The organism is Pandoraea sp. PE-S2R-1 (assembly GCF_002179865.1).
Taxonomy (GTDB): Bacteria; Pseudomonadota; Gammaproteobacteria; order Burkholderiales; family Burkholderiaceae; genus Pandoraea.
In genome coordinates, this window is sequence record NZ_NGUR01000010.1 from 259,678 (window position 1) to 278,080 (window position 18,403).

Here is an 18,403-nt window from a genome sequence, read left to right on the forward strand (position 1 = left end):
ATGCCAAGCGTCAAAAGGGATTAGTGAGCGCCGACCAAGCAATGCTTGTGCTCGACGTGGTAGGCGAACTCGTCCCAGAAGTGTTTGAGCATGCCGCGCACCGGCATCGCTGCGGCATCGCCGAGCGCGCAAATGGTACGGCCCATGATGTTCTCGGCCACCGAGTTCAGCAGGTCGAGATCTTCCTTGCGGCCCTCACCATGCTCGATACGGTTGACCACGCGCCACAGCCAGCCAGTACCTTCACGGCACGGCGTGCACTGACCGCACGATTCTTCGTAGTAGAAGTACGACAGACGCAACAGCGAACGCACCATGCAGCGCGTCTCGTCCATGACGATCACCGCCCCCGAACCCAGCATCGAGCCAGCCTTGGCGATGCTGTCGTAGTCCATGGTGGTTTCCATCATGAGACCCGCCGGCACGACCGGCGCGGACGAACCGCCCGGGATCACTGCCTTCAGCTTCTTGCCACCACGCATGCCACCGGCCAGTTCGAGCAGTTCGCCGAACGGCGTACCCAGCGGCACTTCGTAGTTACCCGGCAGCTCGACGTCGCCCGATACCGAGAAAATCTTGGTGCCGCCGTTGTTCGGCTTGCCCATTTCCAGGTATTGCTGCGGACCGGTCGCAAGCAGGAACGGCACGGCTGCGAACGTTTCGGTGTTGTTAATCGTGGTCGGCTTGCCGTACAGGCCAAAGCTCGCCGGGAACGGCGGCTTGAAGCGCGGTTGGCCCTTCTTGCCTTCGAGCGATTCGAGCAGCGCAGTTTCTTCGCCGCAGATGTACGCACCGTAACCATGGTGACCGTGCAACTCGAACGAGAAGTCCGTGCCCAGAATGTTGTTGCCCAGATACCCGGCGGCGCGCGCTTCTTCCAGCGCCTCTTCGAAGCGTTCGTACACTTCGTAGATTTCACCGTGGATATAGTTGTAGCCGACCGTGATGCCCATGGCGAAACCGCCGATGGCCATGCCTTCGATCAGGGCGTGCGGGTTGTAGCGCAGGATGTCGCGATCCTTGAACGTACCCGGTTCGCCTTCGTCCGAATTGCAGACGAGATACTTCTGGCCCGGGAAGGCGCGCGGCATGAAGCTCCACTTCAGACCCGTCGGGAAGCCAGCGCCTCCACGACCACGCAGGCCCGAAGCCTTCACGTCGGCGATCACCTGCTCGGGCGTGAGGCCTTCTTTCAGAATACGTGCGAGCTGCTGGTAACCACCGCGCTTGACGTAATCTTCCAGATGCCAGTTATCGCCGTTGAGGCCCGCAAGAATCAGCGGCTTGATGTGACGGTTGTGCAGCGACGTCATGCTTTCTCTCCGGCAGCGGCCTTGGCCTTGAGCTCATCGAGGAGCGCATCGACCTTCTCTTCGCTCATGAAGCCGCACATGCGGTGATTGTTCACCAGCATGACCGGGGCATCGCCGCAAGCGCCCATGCACTCGCCTTCCTTGACCGTGAAGAGGCCATCGGGCGTGATGTCGTTGTATTCGACGCCCAATTTTTCCTTCAGGTACTTCGCCATCTCTTCACCACGCGTGAGTTGGCAAGGCAGGTTCGTGCACACGGTCAACTTGAACTTGCCCACCGGGCTCGTGTTGAACATGGTGTAGAAGGTTGCGACCTCTTGCACCGCGACTGCGGGCATTTCGAGGTAGTCCGCCACGAATTGCATGACTTCGGGCGACAACCAACCTTTCTCGACCTGCGCTACGGCAAGTGCGTGCATCACCGCCGACTGTTTCTGGTCGGCAGGGTATTTGGCAACGGCACGGTCGATTTTCTTCAGGGCTTCGGGAGAAAGCATTTCCGATCCGACTGTTCTCTAAAACGTTATCCCCGCTCGTGCCAGCACGGGCAACCGATCATCTCGGTCGCCTGCGACTCACAGGCACGGCAACTAGGAACGGCAACGGTATCGACCTGCGAAACCCTGCCGAATTAAAACCGGTGGGCGCCCGGGGGCGCCCACTGCGCGTTTAGCGATCGATCTCGCCGAACACGATGTCCTGGGTACCGATGATTGCGACAGCATCGGCAATCATGTGACCCTTGGCCATCTCGTCGAGCGCAGAAAGATGGGCGAAGCCCGGCGCACGAATCTTCAAGCGGTACGGCTTGTTAGCGCCGTCCGACACCAGATAGATGCCGAACTCGCCCTTCGGGTGCTCGATCGCGGCGTACGTCTCGCCGGCCGGCACGTGGAAGCCTTCGGTGAAGAGCTTGAAATGGTGAATCAGCTCTTCCATGTTCGACTTCATTTCAACGCGCGACGGCGGTGCCACCTTGTGGTTATCCGTGATCACCGGACCCGGATTCTCACGCAGCCACTTCACGCATTGACGCACCAGACTCGCCGACTGGCGCATTTCTTCCACGCGCACCAGATAACGGTCGTAGCAATCGCCTTCCTTGCCCACCGGGATATCGAACTCGAGGCGGTCGTACACTTCGTACGGCTGCTTCTTGCGCAAGTCCCAGGCAATGCCCGAACCGCGCAGCATCGCGCCCGAGAAGCCGAGCTGCAACGCGCGTTCCGGCGACACCACACCGATACCGACCAGACGTTGCTTCCAAATCCGGTTGTCGGTGAGCAGCGTTTCGTACTCGTCGACGCACTTCGGGAAGCGCGTCACGAAATCTTCGATGAAGTCGAGCAGCGAGCCTTCGCGGGCTTCGTTCATCCGCTTGATGGCGCGCTCGTTGTGGAACTTCGACGCGCGGTACTTCGGCATCGCTTCCGGCAGATCGCGGTACACACCGCCCGGACGGTAGTAAGCCGCGTGCATGCGGGCACCCGAGACGGCTTCGTACACGTCGAACAGGTCTTCGCGCTCACGGAAGGCGTACAGAAACACCGCCATCGCGCCCACGTCGAGTGCGTGGGAACCAATCCACATCAGGTGGTTCAGAATCCGCGTGATTTCGTCGAACATCACGCGGATGTATTGTGCGCGAATCGGCACATCGACGCCGATCAGCTTTTCGATCGCCATCACGTAAGCGTGCTCGTTGCACATCATCGAGACGTAGTCCAGACGATCCATGTACGGCACGGATTGCAGGAACGTCTTCGATTCAGCGAGCTTTTCGGTCGCGCGGTGCAGCAGGCCGATGTGCGGATCGGCGCGCTGGATCACTTCGCCATCCAGCTCGAGCACCAGGCGCAGCACGCCGTGCGCTGCCGGGTGCTGCGGACCGAAGTTCAGAGTGTAGTTCTTGATGTCTGCCACAAGGCCACCTTAATGTTTCAGACCGGCGTAATGCTCTTCGCGGATGATGCGCGGCGTAATTTCGCGCGGCTCGATCGTCACCGGTTGATAGATCACCCGCTTCTGCTCGGGGTCGTAACGCATCTCGACATAACCCGACGTCGGGAAGTCCTTGCGGAACGGGTGACCGATGAAGCCGTAGTCCGTCAGAATGCGGCGCAGGTCCGGATGGCCTTCGAACACGATACCCACCAGATCGAAAGCTTCGCGCTCGAACCAGTTGGCCGAGCTCCAGACGTCGATCAACGAGGCCACGACCGGCAGGTCGTCGTCCGGCGCGAACACACGAACGCGCAGACGCCAGTTGTACGAAATCGAAAGGAGATGCGAGACGGCAGCGTAACGCGGGCCGTCATGGGCACCGTCGCCGTAGGCCGAGTAATCCAGGCCTGCTACGTCCATCAGCTGTTCGAACTTAAGCTCGGGGTGATCGCGCAACGTGTGCGCCACTTCGAGATAGTCGCTCGCCTTGACCGTCAACGTGAGTTCGTCAAGGGCTTCCACCAACAGCTCGGCGCGGGGGCCAAGCACGTTTTGCAGGGTGGTCTTGAGTTTTTCTAGTGTAGACATGGGCGGTAGCGTTATTTGCGAGCGATCGTCGCAGTCCGCTTGATCTTTGACTGCAACTGAATGATGCCGTAGACAAGCGCTTCGGCCGTCGGCGGACAGCCTGGCACGTAGACGTCGACGGGCACGATGCGGTCGCAACCGCGTACCACCGAATACGAATAGTGATAGTAGCCGCCGCCATTGGCGCACGACCCCATCGAGATCACCCAGCGCGGCTCGGCCATCTGGTCGTAGACCTTACGCAGCGCAGGCGCCATCTTGTTGCACAGCGTGCCGGCGACGATCATCACGTCCGACTGACGCGGGCTCGGGCGAAACACCACGCCAAACCGGTCAAGATCGTAACGCGCTGCGCCGGCGTGCATCATTTCGACTGCACAACAAGCGAGACCGAACGTCATCGGCCACAGCGAACCCGTGCGCGTCCAATTGATGAGTTTGTCAGCCGTGGTGGTGACGAACCCTTCGCGCAAAACCCCTTCGATGCTCATATGCTTACCCTGAATCCTTCTGCAATGCTGCTATCAAACGCCGGCCTTATTCCCAGTCAAGCGCACCGCGCTTCCACAGGAATACGAAACCGATCAGCAACTCAAGCAGGAAACCCATCATGGAGATAAAGCCCACCCAGCCGATATCGCGCAGAGCTACGCCCCACGGAAACAGGAATGCCGTTTCGAGATCGAACAGGATGAAAAGGATGGCGACGAGATAGTAGCGCACATCGAACTTCATGCGCGCGTCTTCGAATGCTTCGAAGCCACACTCGTACGGAGAGAGTTTTTCGCTGTCGGGTTTGTTGGGGCCGAGGAATTTACCGACGCCAATCAGTACCGCCCCAAGACCGCCACCTACCAGAAGAAACAGCAGGACGGGATAATAGGTTCCGAGGTTCAACTCTACCCTCTTTCGGTTAGTTCAAAGAACCGCTCTCGTCGATGGTGTGGGGACCGGAAAGCGGATGAACGGTGAGCACAAAATAAAATGCCAGCCAAAGCATAAACGCAAGGCTGGCATCGTAGAACTGTGGTGCCGACGGCGAGACTCGAACTCGCACAGCTTTCGCCACTACCCCCTCAAGATAGCGTGTCTACCAATTTCACCACGTCGGCATTCATAGTCTGCAATCCGCTGTCACTTACGAATCGCTTCAAGACCGCTATAGTAGCGCTCTTCGGCATTTTGTTCAATGCACAAATCGAATTTTTTTCGATTTTCTTTACCGCTTATTACACGTCAAAAACAGCTTGCCAATTACTTGGGCACGTCTTGCGGATTCGCCACCGAAGCCGGTGCCGGAACGCTCGATGCACCTGCTGCCGAAGCGGCGACCGGCGCCGTTGCAGCGGGCAAATTACCAAGGACACCGATGCTTGCCTTCGGCTTGTACGAACCCATGTACGTGAGGCCCAGCGTGGTCACGAAGAACACGGCAGCCAATGCCGCCGTGGTGCGCGACAAAAAGTTGGCGGAGCCCGAAGCACCGAACAGACTACCCGACGAACCGCTACCGAATGCAGCGCCCATGTCGGCGCCCTTGCCATGCTGCAACAACACCAGGCCGATGATGCCCAGCGCGGAAAGCACCTGCACCACGACCAAAAACGTTTTGAACAACCCCATCTCATCACCCGTATAGAAGAATCTGATTTGCGCCGCATTTGTTGCGACGCATCATGACTATTTCGTGCCATTACAAAAATGGCACCGGCATCAGCGCGGCAGACCCGCCTCGCAAATTGCCAGAAAATCGGCTGCCTTCAATGCCGCACCGCCGATCAGACCGCCATCGACGTCGGGCATTGCAAACAGTTCGGCTGCGTTGTCCGGCTTCACACTGCCGCCGTACAACACCGCCACATCCTCGACTGCCGCACCCTTCGCGCGCAGCAGCGTGCGCAGATGCGCATGTACCGCCTGCGCCTCGGCCGACGTTGCCGTCTTGCCGGTACCGATCGCCCAGACCGGCTCGTAGGCCACGACGATCTGCGTGGCCTGCTCGGCGCTCAGCGCCGCCAGCACCGTCTCAAGCTGACGGGTCACCACAGCTTTCGTGTCGCCGGCATCACGCTCGGCAAGCGTTTCGCCCACGCAGACGATCGGCGTCATGCCCGCGTCGAGCACGCGCAGCGTCTTGGCAGCAACACTCGCATCGGTCTCGCCATGGTACTGACGACGCTCCGAGTGCCCCACGATCACGAACTGCGCGCCAAACTCGGCGATCATCGGCGCGGCCACTTCACCCGTGAACGCGCCATTCACTTGCGCCGACACATCCTGCGCGCCATAACCCAGCGCCTGCCCCGAGAGGCGCGCCTGGCATTGCGCAAGATAGGGGAACGGCACGCACACCGCGGCGCTCACGCCCGATGCGCTCAATACCGGCGATGCCAGCAGACTGCCCAACAGGGCCTCGTTGCCGGCCAGACTGCCGTGCAGTTTCCAGTTGCCCACGACGAGCTTGCCAGCCTTGCGGCTGATGGTGCGAGCCGAAGCTGCGATAGCAGATGTCACGCCTTCTCCCCCATGCTTATAGACGAAAAACCTCTCATTCTAGTTCGTCTGGGCTATGGGGGTCAATTTCGCCGGACATCAGGCGAGAAAAACCGCATGAATCGGTGCTTTCACGCGAGTTTTACCCGCCCTTCCCATCCGGCTTACCAAGTCAGTACGATCTTGCCGACGTGTGTGCTGGTTTCCATCAGGGCATGGGCTTTGTCCGCCTGCTCTGCCGGGAATGTCTGGTAAATGACCGGGCGAATCTTGCCAGCGGCGAACAGCGGCCAAACCTTCTCGTGCAGTTTTTGGGCAATCGCGGCCTTGAAGGCGACCGAGCGCGGGCGCAGCGTCGAGCCCGTCACCGTCAGGCGGCGGCGCAGCAGCGCGCCCATGTCGAGGGTGGCCTTACTGCCACCGAGCAGCGCGATGATCGCAATGCGGCCATCGAACGCGAGGGCCTGCACTTCGCGCGGGAGATAATCGCCGCCGACCATGTCGAGCACCACGTCCACGCCGCGATCCTGCGTGAGTTCTTTCGCGATGGCGACGAAGTCTTCCGTCTTGTAGTTGATACCGCGCTCGGCACCGAGCGCCTCGCACGCACGCGCCTTCTCGTCGGAACCTGCCGTCGCGAACACGCGGTGACCGAGCGCCACGGCCAACTGGATCGCCGTCACGCCGATGCCGCTGGTGCCGCCCTGCACGAGCAACGTTTCCTTTTCGCCCGCTTCGGTGTTGCCGAGGTGTGCGCGATCGAACACGTTGCTCCACACAGTGAAGAACGTTTCCGGCAGCGACGCCGCCTCCACATCGGAGAGACCTTCCGGCACCGGCAAGCACTGCGCGAGCGGCGCCGTGCAGTACTCGGCGTAACCACCACCCTGCACCAGTGCGCACACACGCGAGCCGATCTTCAGACCCCAGCGATTGTCGGCGCCGTCCAGCGAGCCCTCGACAATTTCGCCGGCCACTTCGAGCCCCGGCAAATCCGACGCGCCCGGCGGCACCGGGTACTGACCGATACGTTGCAGCACGTCGGGACGATTCACGCCGGACGCCTTCACCTTGATGAGCACTTCGCCCGGCTTGAGCTCGGGTTTCGCCCGCTCGGTCAGCTTGAGCACTTCAGGGGCGCCGAATTGCGTGATCTCGATCGCTTTCATGTGTCTGTCCTTGTTAGGTACCGGGCGCATCTCGCGCGGAAAGGTCAAATAGGTTCGAGCCGGTACCTTATCACCGACCGCGAATTCGCGTCGGCTCACAGGGCACGCGCGGCAGTAATCGAGACGAGGGATAAGCGCCGAAAGGCAGAGGAGGGGGAGCATTGCGACGCCGGACGAGCGCTGCGTGACTGGCGCGTCGTACCGCCATCACGAAGATCGCGTCCGACGCGCCGGGTTAGGTCCGAATGGCACGCTCGCGCACCGACATTGCATCGGCACACCGGCGCACTCCTTTTAGTTCGACAGGCGCTCAGGCAGCGCGCTCAAGCAGCGCCTTCAGTGCCCTCATCGACGAGCCCGTACCGCACGGCGTAGCCGATCAATTCCGCACAGTCCCCGAGCGCGAGCTTGTGCAGGATTTGCATCACATGCGACGTTACCGTTCGCTCACTCAGATGCAGCGCGTGAGCGACTTCATTGACGGCGAGGCCGTCAACCAACATGTGGAACACTTCGTTTTCACGAACGGACAGGCTCTCGTGTCTTGTCTCGTTCCCGGTGGCATCGGTGTCGAGCCGCGCACGCGGTCTCCGATGCGATGTCCGCGGCGGCTCACGGCGCGACCCCGTTTCGCGCCACCCTGCGTCAGAAGCCACCCGCGTGACTACCCGGCTTCGTCCGCCTTCGAGTTTCATGCTTGCCTCCTGGTCGATCACTTCCCCACGCCCGGACCGTCTGTCGCAGTCCGCTACAAACGGATGGCGTCACGTATTGTGCGTCAGACAATTTGTGTTCGTAACTACACGGAAGCTCATCGCCGAGGCGCTATCGATTGGCCGCGACTAATGCGCGACACAACAAGACACAGAGATGACAAGAACAACTCGCGCAGCAACTGGCAGCCCCGGTGAGCGCTGACTTACTACTAGCGCCATGGCAACGGGCTTGGTTACGACCGACGCCGTTGCTGCGTACTCACTGACAGTGCACCGGCTTAGACCGATCGCGCCGATGCACCAACACTGAACACGAAGCGGCCGCGCCCGCCGTGCTTCGCGTCGTAGAGTGCGCGGTCGGCATCCTGAAACAGCATGTCCGGCGTCTTGTCTTCGCCGCAGGCCACCATGGCCACGCCGATGCAAGCACCCACTCCCACATCGCCGACCGAGAGTGCCATCGGTCGCGAAGCCACTTCGAGAATGGCCTTCGCGGCGCGCTCGACATCCTGTACATCGTGGATGTCACGCATGATGAGCGCAAACTCGTCGCCACCGAAACGGGCGATATCGTCGCTCTCCCGCACGCAAGCCACGAGCCGCTTGGCCAGACGCCGCAGCAATTCGTCACCCAGCGCGTGCCCCCAAGTGTCGTTGACCAGCTTGAACCGATCGAGATCGACGAACAGCAGCGCCTGTGCCCCTGCCCCCTCACGCGCCCGGCGCACGGCGGCGGCCAGCGCCTGATCGAAGCCCTTGCGATTGAGCAGCCCGGTCAGGTGATCGGTGTGCGACTCTCGCCGCCAGCGGCGTTCGTTGGAGCGCTCGATCGTGATGTCGCGCACGAACACGTGCACGCCGACGAGCGCGTCGTTCGCCGCCCATTCCGGCTGATAACTCACCTCGAAGCAGCGATACTCGTTGTTCTCGCCGAAATCCCACACAAACGTGGCGGCCTCGCCGGCGTACGCGCGCGCAAGATACGGCGCGAACTCGCGATAGAGCAACGCGCCGAGCAAGTCCTGCGCTGTCGACCCGAGAATTTGCTCGCGCGAGCGGCGCAGACGCACTTCACAGGCCCGGTTCACAAACGCGAAACGCTCCTCGCCATCGAGAAACGCCACCAGAAACGGCACCCGGTCGGCGATTTCCTGCATGCGGCGCACATTGGCACGCGCGGCTTCGCGCGACGACTCCAGCGCGTCGGTACGATCACCCAGACGCTCCATCATTTCGCGAAACGCGTTCGCCAATGCGCCGATCTCATCGGCACGCTGTACCGGCAACGACTGGATGGCACGCAAATCGCTCGCGCTGCGCACCACCAGATCACGCAGCGTGTCGAGCGGGCGCAGCATGCGACGCGCCACCCACCACATCACGAACGCCGCGATGGCGATAGCGGCGATGGCAAGCATCACGACGCGACGCCGCACCCTCGCCAGCGGGTCGAAGGCTTCCACCCCGGGCAACACGGCGACCAGCGACCATCCAGTGGTCGACATCGCCGCGCGCGCCACCAGCGGGTGCATGTGCACGAGATCGTTGGAACCGGCATCGCGCACACCGCACAGCGTCTGCTCGGGGCCGACGGCGGTGAGTATCTTGGTGACATCCGCCTGAATTACATAGCGGGCTGGCGTTTCATTCGTGATCAGGCAATAGCGGCCGGTGTCACCGACGGCATTGCTCGCCAGATCGACGATGAAGTTCTGCCGCAACAGGTTGACCGCCCCTCCCACCACGGCCGTGATCCGCCCGTCAGCGTCACGCACGGGCACGGCCAGCACAACGCCGGGCGAGCGCGTGATCTTGCCGGCAATCAATCCGGAGATCGCCTGCGGTGCGCCCGCGAGCAATGCTTTGAAATAGTCGCGATCGGCAACGTTGACCGGCGTCGCGGGGAAGGTCGAGTCGTAGATCACGCGCCCATCGGGGGCCGCGACAAACAAGGTATTGAACGTCTCGGGCATCGACACCGACGCGTTAGCGAACGCATCGAGCTGTGCGGGTGTCATCGCGTACGGATTGCCGAGGTGACGCGAAATGCGATGCAGCGCGAGATACTTCGCCCGCACCTTGTCGTCGAGCTGATCGGCCACGAGCTTGACCTGATTGTCGAGTTGGGCCTGCAACGAGCTGCGCAACTCTCCGTAGACGAAAAATTCAATACCGACGGCGACGCCGACGATCAATATCATCGAGACGAGCGCCGTCGTGGCCGCAACCCGTCCCTTCAACGTCTTCACCATACCGACCCGTGCGAGAGTAGCTAGTCTTGCTTCTTGTTCATTTTTGCGAGAGCTTACCACCCGAAACGGCACAGTTTTGGGAAACTTGAGCAAAACTCGCCGCCTTCGTGTAACAGTCTCATCGGCACCCAAAGTGGGCATCGAGACACAGTCCGTCACGAGCGGCACCGAACCCGTCGTAAAATTGCGCATCCAACGCGCCAGATGGGGGCGATTTGAGGTGTTCCGGGCCCGGCCCGGCACGTCACATGAACGCACCCGATTGGCCACGCTAAGCAGCCTCACCCCGAATTCAGTCGCTTCGACCCGATTTTTCTTTCATGACGAGCACCCAAGCCCAAGCCACCCCAGCCCCCGCAGCCGCACCGATGACGCCGATGATGCAGCAGTACAGCCGCATCAAGGCCGATCATCCGAACATGCTCGTCTTCTATCGCATGGGCGATTTCTACGAGCTGTTTCACGACGATGCGGCGAAAGCGGCGCGCCTGCTCGATCTGACGCTGACCGCGCGCGGCCAGTCGGGCGGCCAGCCGATTCGCATGGCCGGTGTGCCGCACCATGCCGTGGAGCAGTATCTCGGCAAGCTGGTCAAGCTCGGCGAGTCCGTGGCCATCTGCGAGCAGATCGGCGACCCGGCGACCTCCAAGGGCCCCGTGGAGCGCAAAGTCGTGCGCATTGTCACGCCGGGCACACTCACCGACGCCGCCCTGCTCAGCGACAAACTCGATCAATACCTGCTGGCCGTACAACTGCCCCCTGCCGCCCCGTCGTCGGCGCGGCGCTCGGGCGAACGCCTTGCCGGTCTGGCGTGGCTATCGCTCGCGAGTGGCGAACTGCGCCTGATGGAGGTGGCCGCCGACAAGCTGGCACGCGAGCTCGAACGCATTCGTCCGGCCGAGACACTGGTGCCCGATAGCGCGCTGGAGGCCCTCGAAGGTCTCTCGCTCGGCACCACCACGCGCGTGCCCGACTGGCATTTCGACACGGCTGCCGGTACCCAGCGCCTGCGCGATCAACTGGGCGTGGCAAGCTTGACGGCCTTCGGCTGCGACGGCCTGAACCCGGCGCTTGGCGCTGCGGGTGCGTTGCTGCAATACGCAGCCGCCACGCAGGGCCAGTCGCTGCGCCATGTGCAAAATCTGAACGTAGAGCGAGAAGCCGCCTATATTGGCCTCGACGCCGCCACCCGCCGCAATCTCGAACTGACCGAGACGCTGCGCGGGACGGAATCGCCCACGCTGCTCTCCCTGCTCGACACCTGCGGCACGACGATGGGCAGCCGCCTGATGCGTCATTGGCTGCATCACCCGATGCGTGATCAGCAAGTGCCGCAGGCCCGTCATCAGGCCATCGCGACGCTGCTCGAAGGCCCCGGTGCCTGGCGTGCACTGGGCGGCGAGTTGCGTCATGTGGCCGACGTGGAGCGCATTACGGCTCGTCTCGCGCTGCTCACAGCACGCCCGCGCGATCTGTCGAGCCTGCGCGACGCCCTGCGCCGCCTGCCCGAACTGCACGTGACGTTGCGCGCGGTCGAAGCGCACTCACCGCTGCTCGCCATGCTGCACGAAGACCTTGCCATTCCCGAGGCATCGCTCGCTTTGCTGACGGCCGCCATCGCGGAAGAACCCGCCGTCATGCTGCGCGACGGCGGTGTGATGGCACGCGGCTACGACGCCGATCTCGACGAACTGCGCGACATCTCGGAGAACTGCGGCCAGTTTCTGGTGGATCTCGAAACGCGCGAGCGTGCCCGCACCGGCATCAACAATCTGCGCGTCGAGTTCAACAAGGTGCACGGCTTCTATATTGAAGTCACGCGCGGCCAGACCGACAAGGTGCCCGACGACTACCGTCGCCGCCAGACGCTCAAGAATGCCGAGCGCTACATCACGCCGGAACTCAAGACCTTCGAAGACAAGGCCCTCTCCGCACAGGAGCGCTCGCTCGCCCGCGAGAAGGTGCTTTACGAAGCGCTGTTGCAGGAATTGCTGCCGCATATCGGCGAGTTCAAGCGCATTGCGCAAGCGCTCGCGCAGCTCGACGTGCTTGCCGCCCTCGCCGAGCGTGCGGAAACGCTGGGGTGGGTCAAGCCCGATCTGGTCGCCGAACGCGTCGTGGATATCCGTCAAGGCCGCCACCCGGTGGTCGAGCAGCAGGTCGAGCGCTTCATTGCAAACGATTGCTCGCTCGGCGACCCGCGCCGCCTGCTGTTGATCACCGGCCCGAACATGGGTGGTAAATCGACGTTCATGCGTCAGACGGCGCTGATCGCGCTGCTCGCTTATGTGGGCTGTTACGTGCCGGCGGAATCCGTACGACTGGGTCCGCTCGATGCGATCTTCACGCGTATCGGCGCGTCGGACGACCTCGCCGGCGGGCGCTCGACCTTCATGGTGGAGATGACCGAATCGGCAGCGATTCTGCACACGGCCACCGATCAGAGTCTCGTGCTGATGGACGAAATCGGGCGCGGCACGTCGACATTCGATGGTCTTGCGCTGGCTTGGGCCATCGCACGCCATCTGCTCGGGCACAACCGCTCGTACACCCTGTTCGCCACGCACTACTTCGAGTTGACGCAACTGCCTGACGAATTCCCGCAATGCGCCAACGTGCATCTTTCGGCTGTGGAGCACGGCGAAGGCATCGTCTTCCTGCACGCGGTGCAGGACGGCCCGGCCAGCCAGAGCTACGGGCTTCAGGTTGCGCAACTCGCCGGCGTGCCGATGCCGGTGATTCGTGCCGCGCGCAAGCATCTGGCATTGCTTGAACAGCAGGCACTCGATCCGGCGGCACCGCAGCTCGACTTGTTCGCACCGCGTGCGGCGGTCAATCACGACAGCGATGACGTCGACGAGCGCGACGCCATCGATGCGATCGACGGGATGGCCCCGGACAGGCGCAATGCGGCGCAGCACGCGGGCGCACCTGCGCTCGATCCGGCCGTCGAGGCCACGCTGGCGCGACTGGCCGACATCGACCCGGACGACCTCCGCCCTCGCGAAGCACTGGATCTGCTGTACGAACTGCGCGGCCTGCTGGCCGGCCGCACGTCGAACTGAGGCCGCCACGCATCGCCATGCCGAGCTCTCGTCATCTGAGCATCCCTCGCGTCGCACGCTTCGGCAGCACCGGCCGGGCTTGCGTCGCGCTGGTCATGCTCGCGCTCGTGACGGGGCCGGCACCGACGACGGCGGCAACGACAGCCGCACAGAGCGGCCGCTCGCACGCGGCCGCCAAAACACCTACCAAAACGCCCGTCAAAGCCACGCCCAAGCTGCCGCCGTTCGAATTCGCAGTGCTCGGCAATACGCCGTTCGGCAACACCGAGGTGCCGGTCGTGCGCAGCGTGCTGGCCACGATCGGCGACGGGCCGGCGGCGTTCGTCGTGCATGCGGGCAATTTCAAGAGCCCGACCGAGTCCTGCCGCGACGAACTCATCACCGAGCGGATCAACCTGCTCTCCAGTTCTCCCAAACCGCTCATCTACGTGCCGGGCGCGAACGATTGGGCCGACTGTCAGCGTGCCACCGACGGTAGCTACAACCCCATTGAGCGGCTCGACTTCCTGCGCGATCGGGCCTTCGGCAACGACGACGTCCTGGGGCCCGGCCCGGTCGGACACGCGCAGTTCGATCTCACGCGCCAGAGCGATATGGCGCGCTTTCGGCAGTATCACGAGAACGTGCGGTGGTTTTATCGCGGCATCGTGTTCGTCGGCCTGAATCTGCCCGGGAACAACAACAATTACCGCTCGGCCGGCGGGCGCAACGGCGAGTTCGAAGATCGGGTGATTGCGACGCGCGTCTGGTTGCAGCACGCCCTCGTGTATGCGCAGCAGAAGGACGCGCAAGGCATGGTCATCGTCGTGCAGGCCGATCCGGAATTCGAACCGGTGCGCGGCGGCGGCTTGCGCGGGATGTTCTCCGATCGCAACGAGCGGCGAGGTGTCGACGGGTACAAGGACTTCCGCGTGCAGTTGCAGAAGCTCGCGAGCCGGTTCAAGGCGCCGATTCTGCTGATCGACAGCGGCAAGACCCTGCACTTGACGCAGCCGCTGCGTGACGTGCACGGCGCGATCGTCAAATCGTTCACACAGGTGAGCACGTACGGCACGCCGACCGTGAACCGTTGGGTGCGCGTGCGGGTAGATCCGGGCACCGCGCAGGTGTTCAGCGTCGATGGGGTGTTGCTGCCGGCGAACAGTGCGGCGGCAAGTGCGCAGAAAAGCACGGGGCCGACGCCGCCGCGAGGGCTCACCCCCTACCCTGAGACGGGCATCGGCGGCGAAGGGATGGGGCCTTATGGTGCGCCCTACTCCACGCTGTATCCGGCGTCAGGTGCTGCGATCAACAACTCGGACCCGAATCAGGGCGTCACGCCGCTCGGACCGTCGTTGATGCCCAGCGACAAGCCCGCCGCCCGAGCACCGGCACGCGACGACTGAGTCACCGCAGGCAGCCAGTTGCTTTCCACGGATCGAAACGAAAAACGCCGGACCCGGCGCACTGCGTGAGCAGTGCACCGGTCCGGCGAATTCGTTCTGGCGACTCGCGCTCGCCGTCGCCCGGCACCCGTTAGCGGGGCGCGTGCGACGCAGCAAGCTTAGTGAATCGTGGGGGCGTCGTCTTCGTCTTCGTCGACGATCTCGAGACCCGTTGCGCCGTGCGCATGCCGGTGCTCGATTTCTTCTTCCGTCGCGGGACGCACGTCCGTCACCTTCAGGTCGAAGCGCAGCGCCATGCCGGCCAGCGGGTGATTCCCGTCGAGCACGACCTTGTCGTCGGCCACATCGGTCACCGTGTAGATGAACGTGTCACCTTCTTCGTCGCCATCTTCCGGCGTGCCTTCGAACTGCATGCCGACTTCCAGCGGATCCGGGAAACGGCTGCGCTCTTCGACCTTGATCATCTCGGGATCGTAGTCGCCGAACGCGTCGGCCGGTTCGAGTTGCAGTTGCGTGGCGTAGCCGACGTCCTGACCATCGAGTGCTTCCTCGATTTTGGGGAACGTGCCATCATAGCCGCCGTGCAGGTAGACCATCGGCTCGGCGCCGCTTTCTTCAATCAGGTTGCCCTGAGCGTCCGACAACGAGTACGTCACCGACACGACAGTATTCTTTTCGATCTTCATCAAACTCTCCGAAAAACAGCCCGCATTATAGCGGACCTGCGTGAGCGCAACCTGATGGCGAGCCAATGATCGATCGATAAGGGTTTTGCGCCCCGCCGGCGCGGCCAAACGGCGGCCGACGGCACATTGCCCGCACGGCACGAACACCGCACATTGCGCCGACGGCCTCCCGCCCCGACGCACCAACGACCTACGCATGACGACATCCAAGCCCACATCGACGCTGCTCGGCGGCCTGACCCCGGACGCTTTCATGAAGCGCTACTGGCACAAGCGCCCGCTGCTCATCCGCCAGGCCATTCCCGGTTTCACCGCCCCGCTTTCGCGTGAAGCGCTGTTTGCACTCGCCGCGCAAGACGATGTCGAATCGCGCCTCGTTAGCCTTTCGCGCAAGCGCTGGCAACTCGAACACGGCCCGTTCGACGCCGACGATCTGCCGCCGCTCACGCGCAAGCAGTGGACGCTGCTGGTACAGGGCGTCAACCTGCACGCTGACGCCGTCGACGCGCTCATGCAACAGTTTCGCTTCATTCCCGACGCTCGTCTCGACGACGTGATGATCAGCTACGCCACCGATGGCGGCGGCGTCGGCCCGCACCTCGATTTGTACGACGTGTTCCTGCTGCAAGCGCACGGCAAGCGCCGCTGGCGCATCGGGCCGCAACGCGACACCACGTGGCAGGAAGGCGTGCCGCTGCGTATTCTGAAACACTTTGAAGCCGAAGAAGAATGGGTGCTCGAACCCGGCGACATGCTGTACCTGCCGCCCGGCTATGCACACGACGGCGTGGCCGAAGGTGAATGCATGACGTATTCGATCGGCTTTCGCGCACCGCTCGAGCAGGAGATGCTCCAGAACTTCCTGTATCACCTGGCAGAAAACGCGCCGGAACTCTCGTTTTCCCGCCATTTCGCTGGCCGATACGCCGATCCGCATCAACCTGCCGTCAAACACCCCGCCGCCCTGCCGGATGCCATGATCGACACACTGGTCTCACAGCTCGAGAAAGTGCGATGGGGCCAAAAGGAAGTGGAAGATTTTCTCGGACGCTGGCTCAGCGAGCCGAAGTCGCATGTGTTTTTCGACGCACCTGATACGCCGTTAACACCGGCACGCTTTGCGCGTGCGGCCGCTACACGGGGTGTAGCGCTCTCTGCGAAGTCGCAATTGTTGTATCGACGCAACCGATACTACGTTAACGGCGAACCGCTCGAAGTACCCGTCAACGCGCGATCGACGTTACGGCGACTTGCCGATCACCGGACGCTGGAAGCGAGCGAATGTGCGAATTTCGACCAAAATGACCAAGAAATTGCCGAAATTCTGTACGATTGGTACGCCTCGGGCTGGTTACTTCTTGGGCCGGATACACCAATCGTGCGAAAGTTGCGCACGGTAAGGAAAAAAGCGGGGTAAATGCGCGAGATAGACGTGACGCCTTGGGGAAAACCCAATATAATTTCTCGCCAAGCAGCTTGCATGACCAAGGGTAATCCTCAATTGCCAATGTCTCGCAATCGGCTTTGCGCTGGCAAGAGCGTATTACCGTAACTAATTATTCATTCGCTTGTCTTCTACCATAAAAGGACGTGATCATGAAGAAGTCTCTCCTCGTCGCTTCGTTGTTGGCTGCTATGGCTCTGACCGCCTGCGGCAAGAAGGAAGAAGCCGCTGCTCCGGCCGCTGACGCTGCCGCTTCGGCTGCTACGGCTGCTTCGGACGCTGCTTCGGCTGCTGGCGCTGCTGCTGACTCGGCTGCTTCGGCTGCCGGTGCTGCTGCTGACACGGCCGCTTCGGCTGCTGGTGCTGCTGCTGACGCCGTTGCTTCGGCTGCTGACGCTGCTGCTAGCAAGTAAGCTCTCGCTGCCGCAAGGCAGTTGAGTAAAAAAAGCCGGTCTTTCGACCGGCTTTTTTATTGCCCCGCGTATTTGTCGACGCATGGCCGCCCGGCCGATACCGCCCGCACGGCACAGACGCCTCACACGGCTAACACGTCAACCAGTCGAACCCGCCCGCTTGGGTTGCCACCAGAATCTCCGTGGCTGCCGCACCGATGACCGCCGACATCGCCGCCATCGCCAGCTCAGGCGTGTTGTTCTGCTCGCTCAGGTGAGCACAAATCACCCGCTGCAACTTCTCACGATCGATCGCCGCCAGAATCTCTGCCGCCGTGTCGTTGGCCAGATGCCCGTACGTGCCGCCGATGCGCGCCTTGAGCGATGCCGGATACTTGCTGTTCGCCAACATCTCGCGATCGTGATTGCATTCGAGCACCAACGCATCGCAGCCGCCGAGCGTCGCGATCAGATGCGCCGTCGCACAGCCGGCGTCCGTAAGCACGCCCAGCCGGCGTGCGCCATCGGAGAAGACAAATTGCAGGGGCTCTCGCGCGTCGTGAGGCACCGTGTAGGGCGCCAGTTCGATGCCGCCTACGGCGACCCGCTCATCGGAGCGGCACCAGCGCACGAGCGCCAGACCATCGTCACTATCGCCTTTGCGCGCGGCATGTGCCTTGACGGCTTGCCCCGTGCCCCAGCTCATGATGAGCGGGATGCGATGTTTGCGAGAGAGGGAGAGTGCACTGCCGATGTGATCGGCGTGTTCATGCGTGATGACGATGGCATCGAGTGAAGCCACGTCGACCGAGCGTGCCAGCAGGCGCCGCTCGATCTCTCGCATCGAGAATCCGCAATCGAGGAGGATACGTGTGGTGGAGGCGCCTTCCGACGCCTCCACCAGCAGGGCATTACCTTCGCTGCCGCTGCCCAGACTGGCGAACCGCACGCCCCGC

The 18,403-nt window shown here is 62.4% G+C and carries 17 protein-coding genes and 1 tRNA gene; 4 read left to right on the forward strand and 14 right to left on the reverse strand.

All coding sequences use genetic code 11. The annotated features are described in order from the left end of the window. Window positions 1–20 precede the first annotated feature (20 nt). The 12 genes from nuoF to CDV44_RS11740 all read right to left on the reverse strand — a co-directional run bounded on the left by nuoF (window position 21) and on the right by CDV44_RS11740 (window position 10,475). Entirely contained in the window at window positions 21–1,313 is a 1,293-nt protein-coding gene (gene nuoF / locus CDV44_RS11685; protein WP_058379367.1) for an NADH-quinone oxidoreductase subunit NuoF, read from the reverse strand. Next, complete coding sequence (gene nuoE, locus CDV44_RS11690) at window positions 1,310–1,810, reverse strand: NADH-quinone oxidoreductase subunit NuoE (protein ID WP_058379368.1); 501 nt, start codon at window positions 1,808–1,810, stop codon at window positions 1,310–1,312. Before nuoE ends, nuoF begins: the two co-directional genes overlap by 4 nt. 172 nt (window positions 1,811–1,982) lie before the next feature. Beyond that, on the reverse strand, window positions 1,983–3,236 hold the full coding sequence (locus tag CDV44_RS11695) for an NADH-quinone oxidoreductase subunit D (protein WP_087688195.1): 1,254 nt from the start codon (window positions 3,234–3,236) through the stop codon (window positions 1,983–1,985). A gap of 9 nt (window positions 3,237–3,245) precedes the next feature. Further along, a complete protein-coding gene (locus CDV44_RS11700; protein WP_058379370.1) occupies window positions 3,246–3,845 on the reverse strand; it encodes an NADH-quinone oxidoreductase subunit C in 600 nt (199 codons plus the stop codon). A gap of 11 nt (window positions 3,846–3,856) precedes the next feature. Next, window positions 3,857–4,336 (reverse strand): NADH-quinone oxidoreductase subunit B family protein, encoded by a 480-nt coding sequence (locus tag CDV44_RS11705; RefSeq protein WP_010807413.1) that lies wholly within the window; start codon window positions 4,334–4,336, stop codon window positions 3,857–3,859. A 46-nt stretch (window positions 4,337–4,382) separates the two neighbouring features. Beyond that, a complete protein-coding gene (locus CDV44_RS11710) occupies window positions 4,383–4,742 on the reverse strand; it encodes an NADH-quinone oxidoreductase subunit A (protein WP_058379371.1) in 360 nt (119 codons plus the stop codon). A gap of 130 nt (window positions 4,743–4,872) precedes the next feature. Then, window positions 4,873–4,957: transfer RNA gene (locus CDV44_RS11715), tRNA-Leu, on the reverse strand. Between the two features lie 142 nt (window positions 4,958–5,099). Beyond that, the gene (gene secG, locus CDV44_RS11720; protein ID WP_087688196.1) at window positions 5,100–5,468 is read right to left on the reverse strand and encodes a preprotein translocase subunit SecG; all 369 of its coding nucleotides are present in this window, start codon (window positions 5,466–5,468) and stop codon (window positions 5,100–5,102) included. A 90-nt stretch (window positions 5,469–5,558) separates the two neighbouring features. Beyond that, entirely contained in the window at window positions 5,559–6,326 is a 768-nt protein-coding gene (gene tpiA, locus CDV44_RS11725; RefSeq protein WP_087688731.1) for a triose-phosphate isomerase, read from the reverse strand. A gap of 176 nt (window positions 6,327–6,502) precedes the next feature. Beyond that, window positions 6,503–7,507 carry an NAD(P)H-quinone oxidoreductase gene (locus tag CDV44_RS11730; protein ID WP_087688197.1) on the reverse strand — a complete coding sequence of 335 codons (1,005 nt, stop codon included), beginning with the start codon at window positions 7,505–7,507 and terminating at the stop codon, window positions 6,503–6,505. 323 nt (window positions 7,508–7,830) lie between these two features. Beyond that, window positions 7,831–8,202, reverse strand: coding sequence for a LuxR C-terminal-related transcriptional regulator (locus CDV44_RS11735; protein WP_087688198.1), 372 nt, complete (start codon window positions 8,200–8,202; stop codon window positions 7,831–7,833). A 299-nt stretch (window positions 8,203–8,501) separates the two neighbouring features. Next, window positions 8,502–10,475 carry a diguanylate cyclase domain-containing protein gene (locus CDV44_RS11740; protein WP_170935957.1) on the reverse strand — a complete coding sequence of 658 codons (1,974 nt, stop codon included), beginning with the start codon at window positions 10,473–10,475 and terminating at the stop codon, window positions 8,502–8,504. A 320-nt stretch (window positions 10,476–10,795) separates the two neighbouring features. Between CDV44_RS11740 and mutS the strand changes: the two genes are divergently transcribed. Together mutS and CDV44_RS11750 are read left to right on the forward strand one after the other, a co-directional pair. Beyond that, window positions 10,796–13,540 carry a DNA mismatch repair protein MutS gene (gene mutS / locus CDV44_RS11745; RefSeq protein WP_087688200.1) on the forward strand — a complete coding sequence of 915 codons (2,745 nt, stop codon included), beginning with the start codon at window positions 10,796–10,798 and terminating at the stop codon, window positions 13,538–13,540. Window positions 13,541–13,557: 17 nt separating this feature from the next. After that, the gene (locus CDV44_RS11750) at window positions 13,558–14,925 is read left to right on the forward strand and encodes a hypothetical protein (protein WP_087688201.1); all 1,368 of its coding nucleotides are present in this window, start codon (window positions 13,558–13,560) and stop codon (window positions 14,923–14,925) included. A 158-nt stretch (window positions 14,926–15,083) separates the two neighbouring features. Here the strand turns inward: CDV44_RS11750 and CDV44_RS11755 are convergent, their stop codons facing one another. Continuing rightward, window positions 15,084–15,611, reverse strand: coding sequence for a peptidylprolyl isomerase (locus CDV44_RS11755; RefSeq protein ID WP_087688202.1), 528 nt, complete (start codon window positions 15,609–15,611; stop codon window positions 15,084–15,086). An 85-nt stretch (window positions 15,612–15,696) separates the two neighbouring features. On the opposite strand from CDV44_RS11755, the gene CDV44_RS11760 reads away from it, so the two are divergent. After that, window positions 15,697–17,028 carry a JmjC domain-containing protein gene (locus CDV44_RS11760; protein WP_371328751.1) on the forward strand — a complete coding sequence of 444 codons (1,332 nt, stop codon included), beginning with the start codon at window positions 15,697–15,699 and terminating at the stop codon, window positions 17,026–17,028. 179 nt (window positions 17,029–17,207) lie between these two features. Further along, complete coding sequence (locus CDV44_RS28030; RefSeq protein ID WP_170935958.1) at window positions 17,208–17,468, forward strand: hypothetical protein; 261 nt, start codon at window positions 17,208–17,210, stop codon at window positions 17,466–17,468. A 130-nt stretch (window positions 17,469–17,598) separates the two neighbouring features. Here the strand turns inward: CDV44_RS28030 and CDV44_RS11770 are convergent, their stop codons facing one another. Beyond that, complete coding sequence (locus tag CDV44_RS11770; RefSeq protein ID WP_087688205.1) at window positions 17,599–18,396, reverse strand: MBL fold metallo-hydrolase; 798 nt, start codon at window positions 18,394–18,396, stop codon at window positions 17,599–17,601. Between the last annotated feature and the right edge of the window lie 7 nt (window positions 18,397–18,403).

Excerpts from the sequence above, each read along its gene's own strand:
- nuoF (WP_058379367.1), bottom strand. The coding sequence starts at position 1,313 with ATGACGTCGCTGCACAACCGTCACATCAAGCCGCTGATTCTTGCGGGC.
- nuoE (WP_058379368.1), bottom strand. The coding sequence starts at position 1,810 with ATGCTTTCTCCCGAAGCCCTGAAGAAAATCGACCGTGCCGTTGCCAAA.
- CDV44_RS11700 (WP_058379370.1), bottom strand. The coding sequence starts at position 3,845 with ATGTCTACACTAGAAAAACTCAAGACCACCCTGCAAAACGTGCTTGGC.
- CDV44_RS11705 (WP_010807413.1), bottom strand. The coding sequence starts at position 4,336 with ATGAGCATCGAAGGGGTTTTGCGCGAAGGGTTCGTCACCACCACGGCT.
- secG (WP_087688196.1), bottom strand. The coding sequence starts at position 5,468 with ATGGGGTTGTTCAAAACGTTTTTGGTCGTGGTGCAGGTGCTTTCCGCG.
- CDV44_RS11730 (WP_087688197.1), bottom strand. The coding sequence starts at position 7,507 with ATGAAAGCGATCGAGATCACGCAATTCGGCGCCCCTGAAGTGCTCAAG.
- CDV44_RS11735 (WP_087688198.1), bottom strand. The coding sequence starts at position 8,202 with ATGAAACTCGAAGGCGGACGAAGCCGGGTAGTCACGCGGGTGGCTTCT.
- CDV44_RS11740 (WP_170935957.1), bottom strand. The coding sequence starts at position 10,475 with ATGGTGAAGACGTTGAAGGGACGGGTTGCGGCCACGACGGCGCTCGTC.
- mutS (WP_087688200.1), top strand. The coding sequence starts at position 10,796 with ATGACGAGCACCCAAGCCCAAGCCACCCCAGCCCCCGCAGCCGCACCG.
- CDV44_RS11750 (WP_087688201.1), top strand. The coding sequence starts at position 13,558 with ATGCCGAGCTCTCGTCATCTGAGCATCCCTCGCGTCGCACGCTTCGGC.
- CDV44_RS11755 (WP_087688202.1), bottom strand. The coding sequence starts at position 15,611 with ATGAAGATCGAAAAGAATACTGTCGTGTCGGTGACGTACTCGTTGTCG.
- CDV44_RS28030 (WP_170935958.1), top strand. The coding sequence starts at position 17,208 with ATGAAGAAGTCTCTCCTCGTCGCTTCGTTGTTGGCTGCTATGGCTCTG.